The sequence below is a fragment of the Kineosporia sp. NBRC 101731 genome, from assembly GCF_030269305.1.
Lineage (GTDB): Bacteria > Actinomycetota > Actinomycetes > Actinomycetales > Kineosporiaceae > Kineosporia.
On sequence record NZ_BSTC01000002.1, the window covers coordinates 19,994 to 42,220 of the forward strand.

The window sequence follows — 22,227 nt, forward strand, 5'->3', positions numbered from 1 at the left end:
ACCAGCGCCCACCTCAACGTCCAAGGTGGGCGCTTCTGCCCGTCTGATGCCAGTGCTCGTCGCGTCCGGTGCGGGTGGAACCTATCTACGCCCCAGTTGACTCACTGCCAAATCCGCGCGGCCCAAGTCACCGAAGGCTCTGGGTCGAAGCTGACAGCCCACGACTTGGCCTTCTTTAAAGAGATTTCGTTCAGCGAAGGCGTGACCTGCGATTCCTCGCAAGGGATCGTGAATTCAGCCGTGGGCTCTACCGAAACTTTCACGGTCCCAGCACCAAGACAATTCACCGCCACCCAGACCGAACCCTTCTTGACGTCGATCTGCCAAGACTTCGGAGAGATGCCCACTCCCGACGCCTCGACAAGACTGACAGCGCCAGGATCCGGCTCCGGTATCTCGACTTTTTCGATGGACTGAGTCGGGGTCGTAGCCGCGACGCTTCCCGCAGGGCTTTCGCTACTTTCAGCACCGCCGTGACTGGTCGCGCTTCCCTGCGTACACCCACCGAGAGCGACAGCGAGGCCAATTAGTACGGCCATGCTTCTTATAGGCAAGTTCATGGAAACGGATTCTCGCATCAATGATTTCATTCTTCCCAAACGTGCAATCCGGCCGTTGCCGGAATGCTAGCGGTGGCGCTGGACGACTGACCCTTGTCGCAGTTTGAATAGATGCAGTACTGGTTTCCGGAGGTTTTCCGCCGCCACACGCCGTATGCGACATACGTATCCCCTCCCTAAGTTTTGCGACCAAGCCCCGGCCACTCTCAAACGTAAGATTCTAAATGGGAAAATTAGCTCTAACGAATTTCTGAAGGATTCATTACCCTGTTCATGAAGGGCCTCCAATCGGATACCGAATCCAGGTCGGCTTGCATCAAGGTCTGGACCTCCCCCAAGGACGATAGATCGGCAGGTTCCAAATCATCGGAGTCATGGCCGTCACGAAGATCGGTAGCCGAACGAGCGGTCGCCAGGAGATAGGACATCCTGTTGTGTCGCTCTTCCCAATACGGCACAACGACGAGATACGTCACCCCATCCAATTCCTCATCAGTGAACCACTTCATCCGCTTGGTCAAGACGCTCGACTTCGTGACGCGTGCATACTGCACCGGCCCACGAATCGGCGACCACAGCAACTCTTCCCCAGCCACCGAAGACAGGACATCGCTCGGCGCCTTCTGCACCGCTTCGCTGGCCCCAGCGAGAATCTCATCCGCCGGAGCACCGGTCCGGGCGTAAACAGTGACGGTTGGCGATGCGTCCCCCGCCTCGCCGCCACCCTTGGTCGCTGACGGAGCCTCTGTCGGCACAGGTGAAACTGCTGTGGTCGCTAGGGCAGACGCACTAGCCTCGGCGTTGCCGACCGATCCTCCCCCGCACGCCGTGAGGCCTAATGACACCGCCGCCAACACTGCCGCAAGCCCCAACACCCCCCGGTGACGATCTGATCCTGCAGCCACTACGTGATCCGCACGACCGACGCTAGGCACGTCGCCACCGCTCCGAGCCGACGTCAATCCTGACGCTCATGACTCTCCCCTCCCAGGACATGACGTCCGCACTACAAGCCCCACCCTTTCAACACTACCCAAATCACCTGTACCAGGTGATACGTCTTTCATCACTCCGCCAGCAGCAGCCAAGCCAGTTACACCAGCTCGGTACCCCTTTTTCCGAACGCCGCCGCGCGGCATTACCGTACCCCGGAGGCGAGTCATTACCGTATACGGGACGGCCTTATAGATCTATTCATAAAGGGCCTCCAATCAGACACTGATTCCAGGTCCGCCTGAGTTAGCGAATGAACTTCCCCCACGGAGGACAGATCGGCCGGGACCAGGTCCGAGATAAAATTGGCGTAACCAAGGTCGGTAGCTGCGCGAGAAGTAATAAGGAAGTAAGACATCCTGTCGTTCCGCTCCTCCCAAGTCGGTACCACGACAAGATAAGTAGCCCCGTCCAGTTCCTTGTCGGTGAACCACTCGATCCGTCCGGTCAGGACACTCGACTTGGTAACCTGCGCATACTTCACAGGTCCGCGCATTGACCGAAAGAGCAATATCTCCCCGGCCAACGATGACATCACATCGCTCGGCGTCTTCTGTATGGCCTCGCTCGCACCAGCGAGAACCTCGTCTGCCGGCTCGTCGATACGGGCGAAAACCGTGACAGTCGGCGACGCCCCCTGGGGCTCATCAGCAGCCGAAGTTCCGGAGGCTCCGCTGCTCGAGGGCACAGGGGTCGCTGTCGCCGAGTTGGGCGCCCCCGTTGCGGTACCCGCCCCTGACGAACCCCCACAAGCTGAGCCCCCCAGCACCACGATCACCGCCGCTACAGCCGCCTTCAACGCCGCCCGGTGCTTGTTCACCCGACGCGCGGTCACCGGCTGGACATGACGACCGACGCTAAGCACATCGCCACCGCCCCGAGATGACGTCACCCCTGGCCCTCATGACTTTCTCCTCTCAGACCGTCGCGCCCGCACCAATGGGCACCCGAATATGCAGTGATCCTCGAGGTGTGTCTCTCCCCCTCTGCATGCTCTGCCGCACGAGCTTTAACTACCTTCGCGAACATGGTCAGCGAGGGCGGATCGACCTGAACTCTGTCATCCATGAAAATTCCCCTCCCAAGGTTTGTGGCTATCTTCCCAACCCGTTATACCGCCACACCTTCAAACGTTTCCGTCAGACGACGATGCCGAGCCCGCTTCCGAACAGTTCGCTATTTTGGCCTCGCTTCAAGGTCCTTCGCCCGACCGCAACTCGGAGGGATTTACAACCCTGTCCATAAAAGGACGCCAATCAGACACTGAGTCAATATCGTCTTGAGTCAGCGTCTGAACCTTACCCAGAGACGACAGATCGGCAGGCACCTGGTGTGATGTTTCATTAGCTTCACGGAGGTCGGTGGCCTTACGCGCTGTCACAAGAAGGTACGAAATTCTGTCGTTCCAGTCCTGCCAGTAGGGCGCCACAACGAGGTAACTCACACCATCCAGCTCCTCGTCAGTGAACCACTTCATTCGCTTGGTCAAGACACTCGACTTTGTCACGCGCGCATACCGCACTGGCCCACGTACAGACCTGTACACCAATATTTCGTCGGCAAGCGAGGACAGCACATCTCTCGGTGCTCTTTGCATCGCTTCGCTCGCATCGGCGAGAACCTGGTCCGCTGGAACGTCGGTATGGGCGTAAGGCGTGACAGTCGGCGATGCCCCTTCAACGCCGCCAGGGGATGATGTCGCCGAGGCGGCTCTGGTGGCAGAAGAGGAAGAAGTTGCCGTCGTCGACGTCCTGTTTCCAGCTCCGCCCTCCGACACACCCCCACACGCAGAAACTGCCAGAATCACCACGGCCGCCAACGACGCAGCCCTCAAACCTCTCCAGCGACGGTCCGCTCTTGCCGTGAGCTCGAATTTTTCACGAATGACCGAGAGTTTGGTGAATCCGTAGTCGGCTGCGATCCGGGTGATGTCGGCCTTGATCTGGGGCCAGGTCTTCTCAGGGAAAGGGGCCAGGGCCACGACGTCCCGATCGCCGGTGGGGCCAGCACTCTGGATACCCCGGTCGCCAGAACACTGCCGGCAACCGGTCAGTGAGCTAGACAGGACACTTCCCTGATTCGGCATTCGGCTGTCAGAGCACGGCGCGTGTCGATAGGCGCGATCCCCACTCTCTCAAGCACTCGGTGCACCCGGATTCCGGTTCTCCGCCGCCAGGGCACGCCCCCGATGCTGTGCTGCCTCCTCCTGGGCCGCGACGATCCGATCAGGAACATCCACCTGCCACTGCTCCGACTCGGGACTCACGTTCTCACCACGTCGCACAGCACGACGAGCACCCTCGGGCGCCACCACCTCAGGAGCAGCGTGGCCGCCCTTGAGCAGCTCAGGCAGACCCACCGCGGCCGCCTTCTCGATCTCAAGACCCCCGAACGCCCGCCGCCCGGTCAGGTCGGGCTTGCTCTCCATCGGAACGATGAGCAGCTCTTCGTCGTGCTGCGGACGCGAACGACGCCCTTCGAGCTCTTCCTCCACCCGGCGCTTCTTACTCAACCGACCAAGACTGAACCCCGTACGACGACCAGGCTCCACCCTCGGACGAGCCGGACCCAGCAACTGCTGAGGCATCTCCGGCATGTCACCCAGATACTCCGCACTGTCCTCGCGATAACTCGGACCCTTCTTGGCATCCTCATCATCCTCAAGCCGCCGGCCATCCTTACGCCCGGCACCGAAACCGTTGTTCCCCTTGCCATTCTGGCCAGGGCCACCAGGCATGCCACGACCGTTCGGACCGCCACCCGAGCCCGACATCCCACGGCCGGCACCGCCACCAGCGCCGGGAACCCCGCTGGCACCACCACCCGGGCTACCACCGGAACCGATGCCACCGCGCATCGAATTGATCCCCCGCGTACCCCCGCCACCGGACGGGAATGATGACGTACCACCACCACCGCCGCCACCTAAGCGTCCCAGCAATGAGTTACGCATACCGGCGCCACCCGGCAGTCCAGACCGGCCACCCGGACCACCGGGAAAACCACTGCTAGTCCCCCCACCTCGACCGATCGGCGAACCAGGCACACCACTGGCCGGATTCGACGGGAACGCGGACGGACGTCCGGCAGCACCGTCCGGATCGAAGGTCGTAGGCGTACCGAAACGAGTAGTGGGATTGCTGCTGGAGGGCGTGGAACCCGGACCCGTCGGGGTACCCGGAGACGCTGGATTACCTCGAATCACCGTGGGATGAGAGGTCTGCGGCGTGCCGGACCCAGTACCCGTGCCGGTGCTGTTCCCGGTACCCGTACCGGTTCCAGTACCCGTGTCGGTGCCAGTCCCGGTCCCCGTACCGGTTCCGTCGCCAGTAGCGCCCGGGCGACCGACGACAGTTCCGGGAGTTGTGGTTCCGTCCGTACCGCCGGTCCCGTCGGATCCACCATTGCCACCCGTGTTGCCCGAATCTCCGGTGCTCCCAGTGTCGCCCGTCCCACCGGTACCCCCAGTGCCCCCAGTATCTTTCGGGTCACCCTTCGAGGTATCAGTGCCGTCATCAGTGGACGGCCGGGGTCGGTCAGTCGGGTCCGAATTACGGGTCTTGGTGTCGTTCGGGGTTTTGCTCAAAGTACGACGGGTGTTGGTGCCACCGTTGTTGCCGCCGTTATTACGGCTACTACCGCCGCCGTTCCCGTTACCACCGGATCCGTTGTTGTTCGACGAACCGGAGTTGTTCGCGGATGAGTTCGGTACCGTCTTGGACGTGGTGGGGCCTTGGTACTTATGGCCTTCATTCAGTTGATGAGCGTTGGCGATATAACTATCGCCAAGCTCGTTCATGGCAACTGCAGCCTGCTTCGTATAGCTATCGACAATATTTCTCAGCTGGCCTTCTAGCGCATTGACCTGATCCTGGCTATCAGCAGGATCGCCACCACCCGAACCATTGGCGCTGGCGGGTCCTCCATCAAGAAGAGCGCTGACCCGCTGGATCTCCGTCCGCTTGCTTTGAATATCTCGAAGATAATTTTTATAGATCGTATTGATGCGCTGCTTCGTCGTGCTTACTTCCTCGGCCATGGCCTCCAGCGCCGTCTGATTGCCGCGGGCATAAGTTGCCCAGTCATCCATAGACCACGTGCTGGCACCGACATGATTAAAGAAGCTGGCCGCAGCTTTAGTGACCGACGGGTCCCAGCCCTCTTCCATATCAGTGCCGGCTGCACGCAGGCTGGCACCTAATCCCTCTAGCATATTTACGATCAGGCCCCACGAGGCAGCTGCCTGAGCATGAGTGGCAGAGTTCTGTACGTCAGCGGCGGCCTTGATCTCATCAATGGTCGAATAGGACCAATCAGTACGCCCCCAGTCCAGTCCAGCGAGAGAAGTAGAGTTGCTGTAAAATTGCCCTCTCCTCTGGACATCATCCTTTTCCAGTTGCTGCAGTCTGTAGCCCCAGTTATCGCTCTGGTCCGGCACGTTTCACCTGTCTCAGTCGCCGGAGGAAGGGTCAGGTTCGGGTGCTACGTCGATCGTCCTGCCGCTACTGGTCGTCAGTTCGAAGCCATCATCGCCGTAGCCGGAGTTTTTCGTCGCCGGCATCAGATGTTGCCTATTGTAAATATCTTCCTTGCGAATAAGAACTTCCTCGGGACTATTTCCGGGGGCAACGTAATTATTTTCTTGAACCGGCCCCAAGGCGCTATCCACTCTACGCTGCACTGCAGCATTCCCTTGGTCGCTGTTCAAGTAGTTTACGGCGCAATATTCCGCACCGTTTCCCAGGCTTTCCAATCCAGCAATTGCATCACCCAGCATTGCCTGTATTGATCTCGACAATTCATTATGATAGTCCGCAAAAGTGAGCGCCTCACGGAAATTAGAGGCCTCAACGAACATAGCACCCGAGTACGCGCCAAGGTCTTCCGGATGAGTCACCGCCGCCTCAGCATGATCCGCGGCCAGTGCACTGACAACCTTTGCGAACTTGTTCAGCGAGGCCGGATCGACCTCAACTCTGTCACCCACAGTAATCCCCTCCCAGAAATTAAAGCCCGCGATAAGCCGCTTTCGATATAACCACCAGAATCAGGGCCAAGCTATTTGTGGGGCCGCATCTCGGAGTGGCTCATGATCCTGTCCATGAAGGGCCGCCAGTCAGAAACCGAATCCAGGTCAGCTTGCGTCAGCGTCTGAACCGTTCCCAGGGAAGATAAGTCGGCAGCCTTTGACCACGAGAAGTCATGCGCCTCACGAAGATCGGTGGCGGCGCGCGCCGTTGCCATCAGATAAATTAACCTGGAGTTTGATTCTGACCAGTAAGGGACCACAACAAAGTATGTGACTCCGTCCAACTCGTCGTCCGTGAACAACTTCATCTGCTTGGTCAAGACGCTCGACTTCGTGACGCGTGCATACTGCACCGGCCCGCGAATCGGCGCCCACAGCAATACTTCCCCCGCCACCGTCGACAGGACATCGCTCGGCGCCTTCTGCACCGCTTCGCTGGCCCCAGCGAGAATCTCATCCGCCGGCGCACCGGTCCGGGCATAAACAGTGACGGTCGGCGAAGCGTCCCCCACCTCGCCGACACCCTTGGTCGCCGACGGAATCCCAGTGGGCGCGGGCGAAACTGCTGTGGTCGCTATGGCAGACGCACTCGCCTCCCCGCTGCCGGCCGATCCTCCCCCGCACGCCGTGAGGCCTAACGACACCGCCACCACCACTGCCGCCAGCCTCAACGCCCCCCGGCGACGATCTGATCCTTCAGCCACTACGTGATCCGCACGACCGACGCTAGGCACGTCGCCACCGCTCCGAGCCGACGTCAATCCTGACGCTCATGACTCTCCCCTTCCAGGACATCGCGACCGCACTACAAGCCCCACCCTTTCAACCCTACCCAAATCACCTGTACCAGGTAATACGTCTTTCATCACTCCGCCAGCAGCAGCCAAGCCAGTTACACCAGCTCGGTGCCCCTTTTGCCGATCTATCAACCAGCCCCACTCCCGGCTGCTGCGCCAACAGGCGGCTCCCACCGCGACCTGCAGCCCGACGTCGTCCGGAGCGCTCCGGCGTTTGACCGGACCAACCCCTGCAGCAGATCGTTCTCCGGCATGGCAGTTCTCCTTGCTCGACGGACGGTGGGGACCGTCAGAGACAAGACGCGGCGGGCCGCTGCTGAGTTGCACAGGTTCTTCACTTCCGCGGACAACGTTAAAAGCGAGTGTCATCGCGGACTCCAAGTTTGCGCCAACGCCGCAGGCCAGGGCCTAAAATGATTTTCGATATTGCCTATACATGTTCACCGCAGAAGTATCGGCCCCGAGCATGACCACACCCTGACATGTAGACATTCACGTGGTGGTGTGAAGTGTTGACATTCAGGTATTTCCGGTGATGAGCGATTCAACCGAATCGCGGCCGCCTTTTCTACGTAACTGCTGATATCTGAATCAAAATTTGAGGACAGAACTACCGGGATGGGCGCACGCACCGACTTTGCTTGACCTCATGAAAAGACGCCTCCGCCGAAGTTGCTCATCCGTCCGACCGTAACTCGGATGGGTTCACGACTCGATCCATGAAGGGTCGCCAATCAGACACTGAGTCCAGATCTTCTTGTGCCAACGTCTCAAATTTTCCCAAGGACGAGAGATCGGCAGGGACCTGATCCGCGGTGAAACGGGCCTCCCGAAAATCGGTGGCCGCGCGAGCCGTCATGAGGAAATAGTCCACTCGATTGTTCCGGTCCTGCCAATACGGCACTACGACGAGATAGGTCGCCCCATCCAGCTCATCGTCGGCAAACCACTTCATCCGTTTGGTCAAGGCACTTGACTTCGTGACCCGTGCATATTGCACTGGCCCACGCATCGACCGGAAGAGCAATATTTCCCCTGCCAACGAGGACAGGACATCTCTCGGTGTCCTTCGGATTGCCTCGCTCGCTCCAGCGAGAACCTCGTCTCCCGGAGCATCGGTGCGTGCATAAACCGTGACGGTCGGCGATGCATCCTCCGCCGAGGTGGCTCCCCCAGTAGCCGACGGTTCCCCCGTAGCAGCAGGCGTAGGTGCAGTGGTTGATGTAACGGATGCATTCGTCTCCGCGGAGTCTCCCGATGCACCCCCGCACGCCGAGAGCCCCAACGACACCACCACCGCAACGGCGGCAACCCTCAATGCCACCCAGCGAAGGTCCGGTCGTCTAGCAATCACGGACTCCGCACGACTGACGCAAGGCACATCGCCACCGTCCGAGCCGACGTCACCCCTGGCCCTCATGACTCTCCCCTCCCAGGACGTCGCGACCGCACTACAAGCCCCACCCTTTCAACGCTACCCAAATCACCTGTGCCAGGTGATACGTCTTTAATCACTCCACCGGCGGCAGCCAGGCCAGTTGCACCAGCTCGGTATACTCTTTACAAGCCCTAACGTATGTCCGAGGTTCTGATGGATCGATTCATGAACGGTCGCCAATCCGAAACCGAGTCAAGATCATCTTGTGTCAATGTATGAACTTCCCCCACGGAAGACAGGTCTGCTGGCTCCAAATCCGGGGTAAAATTGGCATAACCAAGGTCAGTGAGCGAGCGAGCAGTGATCAGGAAGTAGGACATTCTGTTGTTCTCTTCTTCCCAAGTCGGTATGACGACAAGGTAGGTCACCCCGTCCAGTTCCTCGTCGGTGAACCACTTGATCCGCTTGGTCAGGACACTCGACTTCGTGACCTTCGCATACTGCACAGGCCCGCGCATGGACCGGAAAAGTAGAATTTCCCCGGCCAACGATGACATGACATCACTAGGCGTCTTCTGTATTGCCGCGCTCGCCCCAGCGAGGACCTCATCCGCCGGAGCACCAGTACGGGCGAAAACAGTGACAGTCGGCGATGCACCCTCGGAATCAACAGCAGCCGAAGTTCCTGAGGCCTCGGTGGTGGACGGCGCAGCAGTCGCCGTCGCCAAGCTCGGCGCTTTCGTCTCGACGCCTGTCCCCGAAGAACCCCCACAGGCCGAAGCTCCCAGCACCACGATCACCCCCACTGTGGCAACCTTCAACGCCCCCCGAATCGCGGTCACGGTCTCCAACCGACCAGCGCTAATCACCTCGTCGCCCACCCGAGTCAACCCTGGTCTCACCCCTGGCCCTCATGACTCTCCCCTCCCAGGACGTCGCGACCGCACTACAGGCCCCACCCTTTCAACACTACCCAAATCACCTGTGCCAGGTGATACGTCTTTAATCACTCCGCCGGCGACAGCCAGGCCAGTTGCACCAGCTCAGGACCCCTTTCCCGGTCCACCAGCCATCCGTGGAACACCTTGATGGCCTCCGGGACTGCCCACAGCCCGAACATCACGAGCCCGAACATCGCCGCCACCGCCACAGTGATCAGACACGCCGTGGCCGCCACCCCCACAGCGACCTGCCGCCCGACGTCGTCCGGGGCGTTCTCCGGCGTTGACCGGCCCAGCCCTTGCAGCAGATCGTTCTCCGGCATGTAGGCGGTACCCGGCTGCCGCGCGTTCCGGTGCGCGCCGGTAGCAAATCTTCTTCCCCTCGACCCCGATGGTGCCGACGCCAGATGACCGCGGTCTGACTCGTCTCGGCCCTGAAACCGGAGGCGGCGGCTGGACGACCTGAATCACCGGAGAACCCGCTATCCGTGGAACACCCTGATGAACTCCGGGACAGCCCACAGCCCGAACACCACGAGCCCGAACATCGCCGTCACTGCCACCGCGATCAGACCCACCGTGGCCGCCACTCCCACGGCGACCTGCCGTCCGACATCGTCCGGGGTGCTCTCCGGCGTCGACTGTCCCAGCCCCTGCAGCAGGTCGTTCTCCGGCATGGCAGTTCTCCTTGCTCGATCGACGGCGGGCGCCGTCAGGGACAGGACGCTACTGGCCGGTGCAGAGTTGCACGGATTCTCTGCCCAGCCATGGGCAGCGTTATAAGCGAGGGTCATCACGGACTCAAAGTTTGCGCCAACGCTGCTGGTCAGGCCCCTCAAAGGGTTTTCGTACATTGACTTTACATATGGGCGGCAGAAGGATCGGCCCCGAGCATGGCCATACCCTGACATGGCCATTCGGTGTTGAGGAGAACTGAATGTCGCGCAAGTCCCTGACAGCCATCCGGCGGCGCCGCACCGTGGCCATCGTGGCCGGCACCGCCATCGTGCTGGCACTGGGAGTCTCGAGTTCGTTCGCCATCGGTAGGAACCACGGCGGGCCTCGTCCGCATCACGGTTCCGGGCACTCCCGGCCCCACCCGAGTGCGACGGCTACGACGGCCCCGACCCCCACGGTGGCACCCACCACTGAGACGCCCGGCACCGATGAGCCGACATCGACGTCCCCGGGCGACGAAACCCCGGGCGACGAGACCGCAACGGCCACCACCGCACCCAGCTCGAGCACAACCACGACCACGTCGCCCGCGGGCGACGCCTCTTTCTGGGGCAGCACCAGCGACATCCCGGCGGCCCAGAACGTACTCCAGGTCAAGGTTCTCAACAAGACCAACGGTAAGTACCCGGACAGCCAGGTCTACTGGACCTTCAACGGCCAGACGCACTCCATCGCCGAGCAGCCCTACGTGGACATGCCGGCCAACGCCGCCGGGCGCATGACGTTCCACCTCGGTTCGCCCGACAGCAAGTACAACGACTTCATCGAGTTCACCGTCGGCGACAACGTGTTCAACGGGAACACCACCCGGGTCGACGCTTTCGGTCTCAAACTGGCCATGCTGCTGCACAACGACGACGGCAGCGAGCAGGAGGTCGGCGAGAACCGGGCCACCTTCGCCGAGAGCCGCGAAGCCACGTTCGGGCGCTTCGCCGCCGCCGTTCCGGCCGAGTTCAAGCACCTGGCTTCGGGAACCGACCGGATCGTCTCCCCCGGTGGTGACTCCGCATTCGCGGCCGGCGGCCAGTACGCCGACTACATGAACAGTTACGCCTCGTCGGTGGGCTCGAACGCGACCACCCAGCAGATCTTCGGCTGCTCCGGGCCGCTCGCCAACGACGCCGCCGGGTGCGCCAACCTGAACCGCCACGTGGCCGACCTTCCCCAGACCGACTGGTCCACGCCCAGCTCGTACTACAAGAAGGCCCCGGCGAACTACTACGCCGAGTTCTGGCACGACAACGCGATCGACGCCAAGGCCTACGGTTTCCCCTACGACGACTACGCCAGCCAGTCGTCGTACATCTCGCACACCGACCCGAAGTACCTGCTCGTCGCGGTCGGCTGGTAGTTCATGGCCGCTGGGCCGTGGCCTACGCCGACAGTACGCTCACACAATGCGACCACTTCGGTACTCCATCAACGTCACGCTGGACGGATGCTGTGATCACGAGGCGATCGTTCCGGACGAGGAACTGCATCAGCGCGCGAACGACAACCTGGCGCGGGCCGATGCGCTGCTCTTCGGCCGGACGACCTACGAGCTGATGGAGGCCGGCTGGCGGTATCCCGCGGAGCCGGGCAGCCGGCCCGCGTGGACGGAACCCTTTGCCCGGACCATTGATGCCGCCCAGAAATACGTGGTGTCAAGCACTCTGAGCAGTGTCGACTGGAACTCGCAGCTGCTGTCGGGCGACCTCGAGACAGCTGTTCGGGAGCTCAAGGATCAGCCGGGACGAGGGTTGCTCACCGGGGGCGTGATGCTTCCGATGGCGCTGGCCGAACTGGGGTTGATCGACGAGTACGAGTTCGTGGTGCAGCCCCGGCTGGCCGGCCACGGGCCGACCTTGTTCCACGGGCTTTCGCAGTATGTCGACCTGACCCTCGTCGACCGGATCGAATACGGTTCGGGAGCCGTTGCTCTGCGCTACGTGCCGCAGTAAGCCTTTCCCTGAAGATGCGTCCATAACCTTCGATTGAGGTTCGGCGCGCGGTCGATGGGTAGGTTGCGGATCGCAATTCGCCGTACCAGCTTGGGAGCCCTGTGTTCACTCACCGTCGGTCGCGAATCACACCGCGCCGCGTCACCCTGTTCGCCGTCCCGATCGCCCTGCTCGTCGCCTCGGGTCTCTTCCTGGGCAAGTCGGTCGCGACCGCCTCCCCGGCGACCACCGAGTCGTCCTCGAGTACGTCGTCCGCAAGCACCTCGTCCTCAGTGACCACTGCCGCCACCACCACCGCGGCAGCGACGAAGAGGGCCAAGCGGCAGCTGAAGCTCGAGAACAAGGTGATCGCGTACACCAACAAGTCGCGCAAGAAGGCCGGGTGCAAGGCCGTCAAGAAGAGCAAGGCCCTCACGAAGGCCGCTCGCAAGCACTCGAAGCTCGAGGCCAAGAACCAGGCCCAGGGCCACCAGTTCCCGGGTGAGGACGACCTGGGCACCCGGATCACGAAGGCCGGCTACAAGGGGTGGACCGGTGCGGGTGAGAACGCCGCCGGCGGCACCGGCGGCGTGTGGTTCGTGAACGCCCACGACGTGATGTACGGCGGCACGTACACCAAGAAGGGCGTCGGTTACACGTCCAGCGGCTGGATGCAGGACAAGGCCCACAAGGACAACATCATTAACTGCTCGTTCACGAGCATCGGTGTCGGCGCCGTCATCGACAGCAAGGGCGCCGTCTGGTGGACGCAGGACTTCGCCAGCAAGAAGTGACCTGAATCAGGTTCGGTGCGGTGACCACGGAGGGTGACCACCTTCGTATGCGTGGAACGTTCGTGGCCACCGCACTACGTGTTCCAGATCCCCGTGGCAGCGGTGAGCCGGGCGTACTCGGTGAAATCGCGTGGGGGCCTGCCGGTCGCTGTCTGAACACCGTCGCAGAGGTAGGCATTTCGTCCGTCGGTGATGCTGGTGAACAGATCTGCGAAGTCTTCGGGCAGGCCCTGCGCGGCCAGAGCCGCCCGGTACTCGTCTCCCGTCACCTGGACGTAGGTGATGGTGCGCCCGGTAGCCGCGGAAAGCTCCTCGGCCACCTGGGCGAACGTGAGAAGCCTCGGGCCCGTCACCTCATAGATCTGACCGGTACGGGGTCCGGTCAGTGCCACCACTGCGGTGTCTGCGATGTCGTCGGCGTCGACGAAGGGTTCCGCGGCCTGCCCCGTGGGTAGCACGATCTCTCCCTCCAGAACTGATTCGAGAAAGAAGCTTTCGCTGAAGTTCTGGTCGAAGAACGCTGAGCGCACGATGTTCCACTCGACCCCGGCTGCAGCCACGGACCGTTCGGCCGCCCTGGCCGCCTCTTCCCCCCGCCCGGACAGCAGAACCAGGCGCTGAACCCCGGATGCCGCTGCACGGGCTGCGAAGTCCTGCACCGTTGCGGTGGCGCCGGGAAACGCGAGATCGGGGAAATAGCTGATGTACACGGCCTGCACGCCGCTCACCGCCGCCTCCCAGGTCTCGCGGCGATCCCAGTCGAAGGGCGTTGCGGCAGAACGAGAACCGCGCCGAACCGGAACGCCCTGGGCACGCAGTCGCTCGGCCACCCGGCGACCGGTCTTCCCGGTGGCTCCGAGCACGAGCACCGGACGAGAAATGGACATCCGGCCGACCGCCGAATCACTCTGAAGCTCATTCATAGTGCTATGGAATCGTGTGCGGCCAGCCGCCGGCCATCGTCCAGACTCTCATCCGGATACGTCAGCGTCTCAGCCCGCAGTAGGCACGTGCTTGCCCGGCACCGTAGATCTTCGGTGCCGGGCCGGATGATGCACGAGCTACGCACCGTGGTGATCGTCGCGCAGGGAATGGATCATGCTCTGCAGAATCCGGAACGCCCCCGCCTGCTCGGCCTCGGTCATGCCACCCAGCATCCGGACCTCGACAGACCGCACGGCCACGGTCGCCTTCTCCAGATTGGCCCGACCCAGCGGCGTGAGCTGCGCGGGAAGAACCTTCCCGACGGGCGCCTCAGCCGGCCGGGTCACGAAGCCCTCCCGCTCCAGGGCCTGGAGCAGCACATTCATCGACTGCCGGGTCACGAACGCACCCCGGGCGAGCTCAGAGCTCGACAGACCCGGCCGCTGGGCCAGCAGCTCGAGGCAGGAGTAGCGCGTCACGTTCATCCCGAGCGGCCGCAGCACCTCTTCCATGGCGGTGCGCAGGGCACTCGAGGCCTCTTTCAGCAGATAGCCCAGTGAGGTCTCCAGGTCGATGCCACCTTGACTCATGTCAGCAGTCTGACACGAGCCACTCTCCAGCACCTGGCCGACTGTCGCAGCCTGCGGTCAGCTCTTCGTGAGGTCCGGATCGGCCATGAGTTCCCGCACCTTCTGTGCGCAGCGACAGGAAACCGCGATCCGGCCCGCCCAGACCAGAGCCTCGTCGAGGGACGACACGTCGACGATCGAGAAACCACCGAGAGTGCCTTCGCCCAGCGCGTAGTCGGCAACCGACCCATCGGTGGAAACGACCTTCGCCCCCTGACCGATCACCCCTCCCCCGAAGACCCAGACCCCCGCAGCGCGAGCCTCTTCGACCACGGCCATCGAGGCTCTGGCCACGTCAGGCAGTTCCTCGGCGGGGAAGGTCATCGCCCCGTCGTCGAACGAGATCAAGTAGCGCGTCATTGGTTGCTCCCGGTTGTTGTCAGGTTTGGCGGTAAGACCGGTCCGGGCCGAAAAAATCATCGGTCGATTTACGTTGCACTTTGAACTGAGCAGGAAGACTGCCGGCGGATGCGTCTTCTACAAGGTCCGCCCGGTCATGACCTCGATGCAGGAACTGCCGGAGATCAACAGGAATATCGCCCGTATCCAGAAGGCCGGTACGAAGCATTACGGCAGCAGAACCCTGAGCAAGGGAAAGCACCCGCTGACCAGGATGACGAACAGCCCCGCCATGAAGACGAACCGCGACGAAGCCTGCCCCAGTTCACCCAGGGAGGCAGCCCCTGAGGGCTTCCAGTGCGACGACTATCCCTTCGCTTCCACCAGCCAGGGAGCGGCGAATGTCCCTGACACAGAATGGGGCTGGTCCTACGTCCCGGAAGGGGAAACAATCGGCAGGGCGGCCTCATCATCCAGTTCTTCGCTCGCAATCGCGTTCTCCGGGGCGATGCCTTCTGGGTACAGCGATCCGGATTATTCGTGATGGACTGCGGTCAGGGCTTCTTCAGCTCCTGGGCCAGCATCACGATGATGCCGCTGGGGCCGCGGACATAGGTCAGCTTGTACACGTCTTCGTAGGTCGCCACGCCACGCAGCGGGTAGCAGCCGTGCCTGGCCGCGATCTCCAAAGCCTCGTCGATGTCGTCGACGGAGAAGGCGACCCGATGCATGCCGATCTCGTTGGGCAGCGTCGGATGCGTCTCGATGGCGTCGGGGTGGATGTACTCGAAGAGCTCGAGACGACCGTTGCCGTCGGGCGTCTGGAGCATGGCGATCTTGGCGTGGTTGCCGTCGAGGCCGACGGCGGTGTCGGCCCACTCCCCACTGACCGTGTCCCGGCCGAGCACAGTCAGACCGAGGTCGGTGAAGAAGGCGATCGTCGCATCGAGGTCCACGACCGCGATGCCTACGTTCTCAAGCTTGATGGGCATACACAGCACGGTATCGGCTCGTTCTCACTTGGTCAGTCGCCGATCTGCTCGGACGGGGTCGGAGCCGCCATTTCCTGCGTCGAACTGGGCAATGCGGCGTTCTCCGCCCCCGCCACGAGCTTCTGGTTACCGGTGCATCGGCGGCGCCGGGAAGGTGTCCGCTCCGGCCGGGGCCAGGGCAGGCATCTGTGACCGGGTTGCCTGGGCCTTGCGGGAACCGGCGTCGATGATCAGGTCGTCCGGCAGCGGTTTGCCGTACATGGCGCAGATCGATGTGAAGACGGCTGCACCAGTGGCAATCTCGAAGACATCGGGAGTCGGGTCTTCGTCTTCTGCGTAGGCGATATGGGTGTTGCGGTCGTAGGCGACCGACCGCCTCCCGTCCAGGCTCACCGCCGTGGTGCTGCGGTGACCGAAGACCAAGCCGGAATGGCCCCACAGTTCGCCGCAGGGCGTTTTCCAGTACTGCAGCCCGAGGCCGTAGCCGGTCGGGTCCTGGCCCGGGGCCGTCGTGTCCACCGCCGTCATCATCTGCTTGAGCTGTACGTCCGGGATAAGTTTTCCGCCGATGAGCGCCGAGTAGAACTTGCTCAGATCACGTGCGGTGGAGACCAGTGCGCCTGCGGTACCGGCCGAGGACAGCGACCACTCGGTGACGTCGTAGTAGTCGTACGGCGTGGTGCTGAGGTCGACCCCGTAGCCGTGCGCGTAATCGGCCGCGGCGGAACGGTCGCGGGCATCATCGGCGAGGAAGGTTTCGCTCAGGTTCGCAGGACGCGCGATCTTCTGTTCGATCAGATCACGCACCGGTTTTCCAGTCAGCTTCCGGAGCATCTCCCCCAGGACGATGTAGTTGGTGTTCGAGTACGACCAGTCGGTTCCCGGCGCGAAGAGGGGATCGAGAGTGAACGCCCCCTCCAGCAAACGCTGCGCGTCGAAGATCGTGGTCGGGTCTTCGAAGAACTCCTCGTTCAGGCCAGGGTCGTCGAGGTAGTCGCCCAGGCCACTGGTGTGCTGCAGCAACATGCGCACGGTGATGTTCGCGCCGTTCGGCACGACTCCCGGCAGATAGGTCTCGACCGGTGTGTCCAGGTCGACGCGGTGATCGGCCACCAGCTGCATCACCAGAACGGCGACGAAGGTCTTGGTCTGGCTGCCGACCTCGTACTGAGACTTGTTCTTCATGCGCTGCCCCGTGTCCCGGTTGGCCAGCCCCGCGGTCGCGGTGCTGATCCGACTGCCGTCGTATACCCGGGTGAGGAAGCCGGACGAGCCCGCGTTCACCACCCCCTGGGCAGTGCGCTGAAGGTCATTCGGTGCAGACTGGGCCGGGCCACCGGTGAGAGCGATCCCGGCAAGTGCACCGACCGCCCCGAAGACGACGAGACGTTTGAGAAGAAGAAGCTTTCCGGGAGGAGTCATCGGATCATCCTTCGTGCCGCGAGGAATCGAGCTGATTGACTACAGAGTTCCCCAGCGCAGCTTTCCCACATAAATATTCGGGTCGACGACTCTCGGGTCCCGCCTCAAGGTGCGGAGTTGGCGCGGCGCGTTGTGGACACGGAGCTGTCCAGCGACCCAGGAGATATGACGCTGGCAATATCGACAAAGACACTTATCTACTTACTTCAGGGATAATGTTTCCCCTCCGAGGTAGCGCCGGGGAGGATGCATGTCGTCGCGCAGTAAGTTCCGTGGTCCCAGATCTCCGCGTCCGTCCTCGGCGCGCACCGAAGAGCCGGCCGATCCCTCCGCCGAGGCGGCTACCACCATTGCCAGTCTGTACCGCTGGTTCCTCACGACATCGCTTGCGGCGTTGCCATTTCTGTTCCTGGTGCTGAAGTCGCTCGCGCTGGCTCGGGGTGATTCCTTCGTCGCCCGGCTGATCGTGCTCCACACCTCGTTGCCCGAGTTCTACGTGGCCCTGATGCTCCACTTCCTCGCCACCGGGGCCGCCCTGAGCATGCTCGGCGTCGCCGCCTTCGTTCACTTCCGGCTGGCCCCGCCCACGCCGGAACGGACCGCCCTCGTCCGACGCCGCTGGATGGCCGCCATATTCGGTTGCCTGGCCGTATCGGTCCTGCTCTCGTACAGCAACCGGCTCTCCGTCATCCTGATCGGCGTCGCGCTGTTCTCCGTGGGCAACATCTCGCAGACCCCTCACCCCGAGAAGAACCCCCGGGCGTTCACCCTGGCACAGGACGCCGGCACCGCGATCTCCGTCATCATCCTGATCGTGCTGGCGTTCTCCACCTTCTCCTGGCTGCCCTGGGAGAGGATCACCATCTCCGAGAGCCAGACCCAACCGCCCTCGGTGCAGGTGGTGCAGGTTCTCACCATGGACGATCACGACCTCACCTACCTGAGCCCGAAAGGCGTACCGGTGATGGTGAACCTCGATCAGGTGAAGAGCCGGGTGCCGTGCTCCGCCCTGGACCTGGGCAAGACCGCCTACGGCTCCAGTGACTCGATCACCGCGCCCCTGTTGACCCGGCTGCTGGGGGCCACACCCCAGAACTCCGGCTGCTCCTGATCCACGGTCCGATACCGCGCAGGGCAGTGCTGAACCCGACAGAAACGCCGCACGCACCGACAAGCGCCTCACCGAATTTCCCCGTGCGCGAACCAGGAACACCGACGGGCGCTGATCAGCGTCGGCTCCAGGCCGGCGGTCGAGGTGATTCGCCGGCGCCGAGAATCCGGGTGGCCGTCAGCGCGGCAGCCCGCATCAGGGGTTCCACCTGCGAAATCGGCATGCCGTCACGAGCCATGAGAATCCCGATGGCCGCCACCACCCGCCGGTTCGCATCGCGCACCGGCACCCCGACGGAGACCACCGGCGAGGTCGGGCGGCGCAGCACTGCCAGGTCGGCGCCGCGGACCGCTGCGATCTGGGCCCTGATGATTTTTGCCGTGGGACGGTCACATTCGAAAGTCGGCCAGCCGTAGTCGTTGCGATGCAGCATGTCTTCCAGCAGATCCGGGGGCGCTGCGGCCAGAAGAATCTGCCCGGTAGCCGTCGGGGCCAGTGGAATACGCCCACCGACATGGTAGTGAAGGGGAAGATCGGCGTGCCCGTCCCGGCGATCCAGGACCACCCCCTCCTCACCGTCCCGGATCACCAGTTGCAGGTGCTGACGAGTGACCGCCAGCAGGTCGTCCAGCAAGGGTGAGAGCGCCGAGCGGAGGGTGATCGGCGAATCTGCTAGCGCAGCGATCTCCCACAGTTGAAGTCCCACGCTGAACTCACCGTTCTCGTTCCGCTCGAGCAGGCCCAGCTCGACCATTTCGAGGGCCAGCCGGCTGGCGGTGCTCGTGGGCAACGCGGCCCGGCGGGCCAGAGGTCCCAGAGCGAGATGGCAGTGGTCGCTGTCGAAGGCGCGCAGGATGCGCGATACCCGTTGCAGCACGGATTCGCCCGCTACACCAGCTTTCATGACGTCCGACCGGCCACGGCCTCCACCTCCTGGTTCGTCATGCTGGCAGGTTTCCCGCTGAGTGGGAATGACGTTCACCCCGGCAGCCTCCGGGAGGCAAGCTGCCGGAAGGCAGAGGGCGAGTTGATGATCCCTCACCTGTTGTGATTCGACGAAGGAGTCGTCATGCACGGTACGGACCCACAGGAGATGGCCGGTCCGGGAACGGCCATGTTGGATCGGCGATCCGGCGATCCGGGCGTATTGTTCCATTTGCTCCTGGCGGCAGTGATGTTCACCGTGAACGGCGCGCTGCTGTCAGTGAGCGTTCTGACCCTTTCGTTGAAGGCGGCCCAGATCGACTCCGGTCGGGCGACGACCGTCCTGTCGCTCGTCGCGTCTGTCGGAGCGGTTGCGACCGTTGTTCTCTATCCTCTCGTCGGGCGGCTCTCCGACCGGACTCCTGGCCGATTCGGCCGACGGCGTCCGTACCTGTTGTTCGGAGCGGTGCTCATCGCTCTGGGAGGCGCGTGTCTGGCCGCTGCCGGAACCATCGCGATGCTCGTCGTCGGATATGTCCTGCTCAGCATCGGCTACGTGAGCACCCTGGTGGTCGCGTCCGCGTTGGTGCCCGACCAGGTGCCGGAGGACCGTCGGGGCCCTTCCTCGGCCATCGTGGGTCTGGGGACGCCTGTGGGCGCAGTTCTCGGGCTGTTCCTGGCCCAGCTGGTCGCATCCGATCTGACCGCCATGATCCTCCTGCCGAGTGGCCTGGCCGCGGCGGCCTGTCTGGCCATGGTTGTCCTGGTGAGCGATCGTCCGTCGCACCGGGTTGAGGCACCGTTGCTCGGCCTGGCCGATGTGCTGTCCACCTACTGGGTAAACCCTCTGCGATATCCGGCCTTTGCGTTCGCGTGGGTCAGCCGGTTGCTGCTCTTCCTCGGCGTTTCAGCGGTCAATGCCTACCAGGCGTTCTACTTGATCATGGTTCTGCACGTCTCCCCTGCAGCGGTCGCCGGCAAGATCTTCCTGGCCACGGTCGTCCTGACGGCCGCCTCGATGGTCACCGCCCCGGTGGCCACTCGCCTCTCGGAGAGAATGGGCCTGCGCAAGCCTTTCGTCATCTCTGCGGCCGTGGTCTTCGCCGTCGGACTCGGGCTGGTCTCCTCCGCGCACTCGTTCGGCATGTTTCTTCTGGCGATGCTGGTGCTGGGAGCCGGTCAGGGTGTCTACCTGGCAGTGGATTTCGCGCTGGTCACCCAGGTGCTGCCCGACCCGGAGAACCCGGCCAAAGACCTCGGGATCATGAACCTGGCCAACACCTTGCCGTCCAGCCTCGTGCCGGCCGTGGCCCCGGCCCTGCTGGCGATCGGTTCGAGCGGGCAGAACTTCACTGCCCTGTTCGTCGCCGGAACCGTCGCCGCCCTCCTCGGGGCCGTCGCCGTCGTCCCCATCCGAGGCATCCGGTAAGTCCTTTCCTCCCAAATACATTCGCTGAAGGAGCATCATGCCCATCCGCTATCCCCGAACATTCCTCTGGGGCGCCTCCACTGCCGGGCACCAGGTCGACGGTGGCGACGACGCCAGTGACACCACCTATCTGGAGCACGTCACCCCGACGGTCTTCGCCGAGCCGGCCGGCGCGGCCTGCCGCAGCTGGGAGCTGTGGCCCCGGGACCTGGACCTGGTGGCCGCCATGGGGATGAACGCTTATCGGTTCTCGACCGAATGGGCGCGTATCGAGCCGGAGCTCGGGCAGATTGATCCCGCGGGCCTGGACCACTACGACGCCATGGTGGACGGGTGTCTGAGCCGGGGTCTGGCACCGATCGTGACCCTGAACCATTTCACCTCGCCGCAGTGGTTCGCCCGTCAGAGCGGCTGGCTGTGGGCCGATGCCCCGGCCCGCTTCGCCGAGCACTGCTCCCGTGTGTTGGAGCGCCTGGGCGACCGGGTGGCGACGGTCGTCACCCTGAACGAGCCGAATCTGCCGGCCACCCTGATGTGGGCGGGTCTGCCCGACTTCGTCGTGGACCTCCAGCGCAAGACGTTGCAGGCAGCCTCCGAAGCTGCCGGGGTGCGTGCCTTCCGGGCGTCCAACGTCGTCGTGCCGGAGGAGCGCAAGGCCATCGAGGATGGTCTCGCGCTGGGCCACGTCGCTGCCCGCGAAGCCGTGCGGGCAGCCGCGCCCGGTGCTCAGGTGGGCCTTTCCCTGGCCGTGACGGACGACCTCGCCTTCGACCTCGCCGGTGAGGAACTGCGTGACCGTAAGCGCAGCGACTGCTACGGGCGCTGGTTCGAGGTCGTCGCCGATGATGACTTCATCGGCGTGCAGAACTACGAGCAGATCGGCCATGACCACAGCGGGGTGGTCCACAGCCCGAACGGCAGCACGCTGAACCAGATGGGAACGCCGGTGGTACCCGAGTCGCTGGCCGGGAGCGTGCGGTACGTGTACGGAGCCACCGCGCTGCCCGTCCTGATCTCCGAACACGGGGTCGCCAGCGACGACGACCAGGTGCGGGCCCAGTTCATCCCGGCCGCTCTGGCCGGCCTCGACGAGGTGATCGCCGAGGGGGTGCCCGTGCTCGGGTACCTGCACTGGACGCTGCTGGACAACTTCGAGTGGGTCTTCGGATACGGCTATCAGCTCGGGCTGCACACGGTCGACAGAGCCACCGGCGAGCGGACGCCGAAGCCCAGTGCCGGAGTTCTCGCCGAGAGCATTGCCCAACGCCGGGTGGAACGGGACTGATCCTTCAGGCGTCGGCCCTG

General features: G+C 63.1%; 22 protein-coding genes. 7 read left to right on the plus strand and 15 right to left on the minus strand.

Annotated elements, in window-relative coordinates; translation table 11 throughout:
- Positions 1–101: 101 nt before the first annotated feature.
- From QSK05_RS07225 to QSK05_RS07265, 9 genes are all read right to left on the minus strand, one after another.
- Positions 102–347, minus strand: a complete 246-nt coding sequence (locus QSK05_RS07225) for a hypothetical protein (protein WP_285595229.1) — start codon at positions 345–347, stop codon at positions 102–104.
- Positions 348–799: 452 nt separating this feature from the next.
- Entirely contained in the window at positions 800–1,315 is a 516-nt protein-coding gene (locus tag QSK05_RS07230; RefSeq protein WP_285595231.1) for a hypothetical protein, read from the minus strand.
- 1,430 nt (positions 1,316–2,745) lie between these two features.
- A complete protein-coding gene (locus QSK05_RS07235) occupies positions 2,746–3,534 on the minus strand; it encodes a hypothetical protein (RefSeq protein WP_285595234.1) in 789 nt (262 codons plus the stop codon).
- A 153-nt stretch (positions 3,535–3,687) separates the two neighbouring features.
- Positions 3,688–5,991: a hypothetical protein gene (locus QSK05_RS07240; RefSeq protein WP_285595236.1), complete on the minus strand. Its 2,304-nt coding sequence runs from the start codon at positions 5,989–5,991 to the stop codon at positions 3,688–3,690.
- Positions 5,992–6,003: 12 nt separating this feature from the next.
- Positions 6,004–6,540, minus strand: coding sequence for a hypothetical protein (locus QSK05_RS07245; protein ID WP_285595239.1), 537 nt, complete (start codon positions 6,538–6,540; stop codon positions 6,004–6,006).
- A gap of 71 nt (positions 6,541–6,611) precedes the next feature.
- Positions 6,612–7,094, minus strand: coding sequence for a hypothetical protein (locus QSK05_RS07250; protein WP_285595241.1), 483 nt, complete (start codon positions 7,092–7,094; stop codon positions 6,612–6,614).
- Positions 7,095–8,948: 1,854 nt separating this feature from the next.
- The gene (locus QSK05_RS07255; RefSeq protein WP_285595243.1) at positions 8,949–9,638 is read right to left on the minus strand and encodes a hypothetical protein; all 690 of its coding nucleotides are present in this window, start codon (positions 9,636–9,638) and stop codon (positions 8,949–8,951) included.
- Positions 9,639–9,763: 125 nt separating this feature from the next.
- Complete coding sequence (locus QSK05_RS07260) at positions 9,764–10,021, minus strand: hypothetical protein (protein WP_285595245.1); 258 nt, start codon at positions 10,019–10,021, stop codon at positions 9,764–9,766.
- 159 nt (positions 10,022–10,180) lie between these two features.
- A complete protein-coding gene (locus QSK05_RS07265; protein ID WP_285595247.1) occupies positions 10,181–10,375 on the minus strand; it encodes a hypothetical protein in 195 nt (64 codons plus the stop codon).
- Between the two features lie 260 nt (positions 10,376–10,635).
- On the opposite strand from QSK05_RS07265, the gene QSK05_RS07270 reads away from it, so the two are divergent.
- From QSK05_RS07270 to QSK05_RS07280, 3 genes are all read left to right on the plus strand, one after another.
- Positions 10,636–11,787 carry a glycoside hydrolase family 64 protein gene (locus QSK05_RS07270; RefSeq protein ID WP_285595249.1) on the plus strand — a complete coding sequence of 384 codons (1,152 nt, stop codon included), beginning with the start codon at positions 10,636–10,638 and terminating at the stop codon, positions 11,785–11,787.
- A 46-nt stretch (positions 11,788–11,833) separates the two neighbouring features.
- The gene (locus QSK05_RS07275; protein ID WP_285595251.1) at positions 11,834–12,379 is read left to right on the plus strand and encodes a dihydrofolate reductase family protein; all 546 of its coding nucleotides are present in this window, start codon (positions 11,834–11,836) and stop codon (positions 12,377–12,379) included.
- Between the two features lie 101 nt (positions 12,380–12,480).
- Positions 12,481–13,152: a CAP domain-containing protein gene (locus tag QSK05_RS07280; protein ID WP_285595254.1), complete on the plus strand. Its 672-nt coding sequence runs from the start codon at positions 12,481–12,483 to the stop codon at positions 13,150–13,152.
- Positions 13,153–13,226: 74 nt separating this feature from the next.
- On the opposite strand, the gene QSK05_RS07285 is transcribed toward QSK05_RS07280, so the two are convergent.
- From QSK05_RS07285 to QSK05_RS07295, 3 genes are all read right to left on the minus strand, one after another.
- Positions 13,227–14,075, minus strand: a complete 849-nt coding sequence (locus QSK05_RS07285; protein ID WP_285595256.1) for an NmrA family NAD(P)-binding protein — start codon at positions 14,073–14,075, stop codon at positions 13,227–13,229.
- 138 nt (positions 14,076–14,213) lie between these two features.
- Complete coding sequence (locus tag QSK05_RS07290; protein WP_285595258.1) at positions 14,214–14,666, minus strand: MarR family winged helix-turn-helix transcriptional regulator; 453 nt, start codon at positions 14,664–14,666, stop codon at positions 14,214–14,216.
- A gap of 57 nt (positions 14,667–14,723) precedes the next feature.
- A complete protein-coding gene (locus QSK05_RS07295) occupies positions 14,724–15,065 on the minus strand; it encodes a YciI family protein (RefSeq protein ID WP_285595260.1) in 342 nt (113 codons plus the stop codon).
- Positions 15,066–15,201: 136 nt separating this feature from the next.
- Here QSK05_RS07295 and QSK05_RS07300 point away from each other — a divergent pair, with 136 nt between their 5' ends.
- The gene (locus QSK05_RS07300) at positions 15,202–15,588 is read left to right on the plus strand and encodes a NucA/NucB deoxyribonuclease domain-containing protein (protein WP_285595263.1); all 387 of its coding nucleotides are present in this window, start codon (positions 15,202–15,204) and stop codon (positions 15,586–15,588) included.
- Positions 15,589–15,598: 10 nt separating this feature from the next.
- Here the strand turns inward: QSK05_RS07300 and QSK05_RS07305 are convergent, their stop codons facing one another.
- Both QSK05_RS07305 and QSK05_RS07310 read right to left on the minus strand, forming a co-directional pair.
- Positions 15,599–16,036 carry a VOC family protein gene (locus QSK05_RS07305; RefSeq protein ID WP_285595264.1) on the minus strand — a complete coding sequence of 146 codons (438 nt, stop codon included), beginning with the start codon at positions 16,034–16,036 and terminating at the stop codon, positions 15,599–15,601.
- Positions 16,037–16,162: 126 nt separating this feature from the next.
- Entirely contained in the window at positions 16,163–17,458 is a 1,296-nt protein-coding gene (locus QSK05_RS07310; RefSeq protein WP_285595266.1) for a serine hydrolase domain-containing protein, read from the minus strand.
- A gap of 250 nt (positions 17,459–17,708) precedes the next feature.
- Between QSK05_RS07310 and QSK05_RS07315 the strand changes: the two genes are divergently transcribed.
- Positions 17,709–18,569 (plus strand): hypothetical protein, encoded by an 861-nt coding sequence (locus QSK05_RS07315; RefSeq protein ID WP_285595268.1) that lies wholly within the window; start codon positions 17,709–17,711, stop codon positions 18,567–18,569.
- A gap of 115 nt (positions 18,570–18,684) precedes the next feature.
- Here the strand turns inward: QSK05_RS07315 and QSK05_RS07320 are convergent, their stop codons facing one another.
- Positions 18,685–19,473 (minus strand): IclR family transcriptional regulator, encoded by a 789-nt coding sequence (locus tag QSK05_RS07320; protein WP_285595270.1) that lies wholly within the window; start codon positions 19,471–19,473, stop codon positions 18,685–18,687.
- A 165-nt stretch (positions 19,474–19,638) separates the two neighbouring features.
- On the opposite strand from QSK05_RS07320, the gene QSK05_RS07325 reads away from it, so the two are divergent.
- Both QSK05_RS07325 and QSK05_RS07330 read left to right on the plus strand, forming a co-directional pair.
- A complete protein-coding gene (locus QSK05_RS07325) occupies positions 19,639–20,922 on the plus strand; it encodes an MFS transporter (RefSeq protein WP_285595272.1) in 1,284 nt (427 codons plus the stop codon).
- 37 nt (positions 20,923–20,959) lie between these two features.
- Positions 20,960–22,207, plus strand: a complete 1,248-nt coding sequence (locus QSK05_RS07330) for a family 1 glycosylhydrolase (protein ID WP_285595274.1) — start codon at positions 20,960–20,962, stop codon at positions 22,205–22,207.
- Positions 22,208–22,227: the final 20 nt, after the last annotated feature.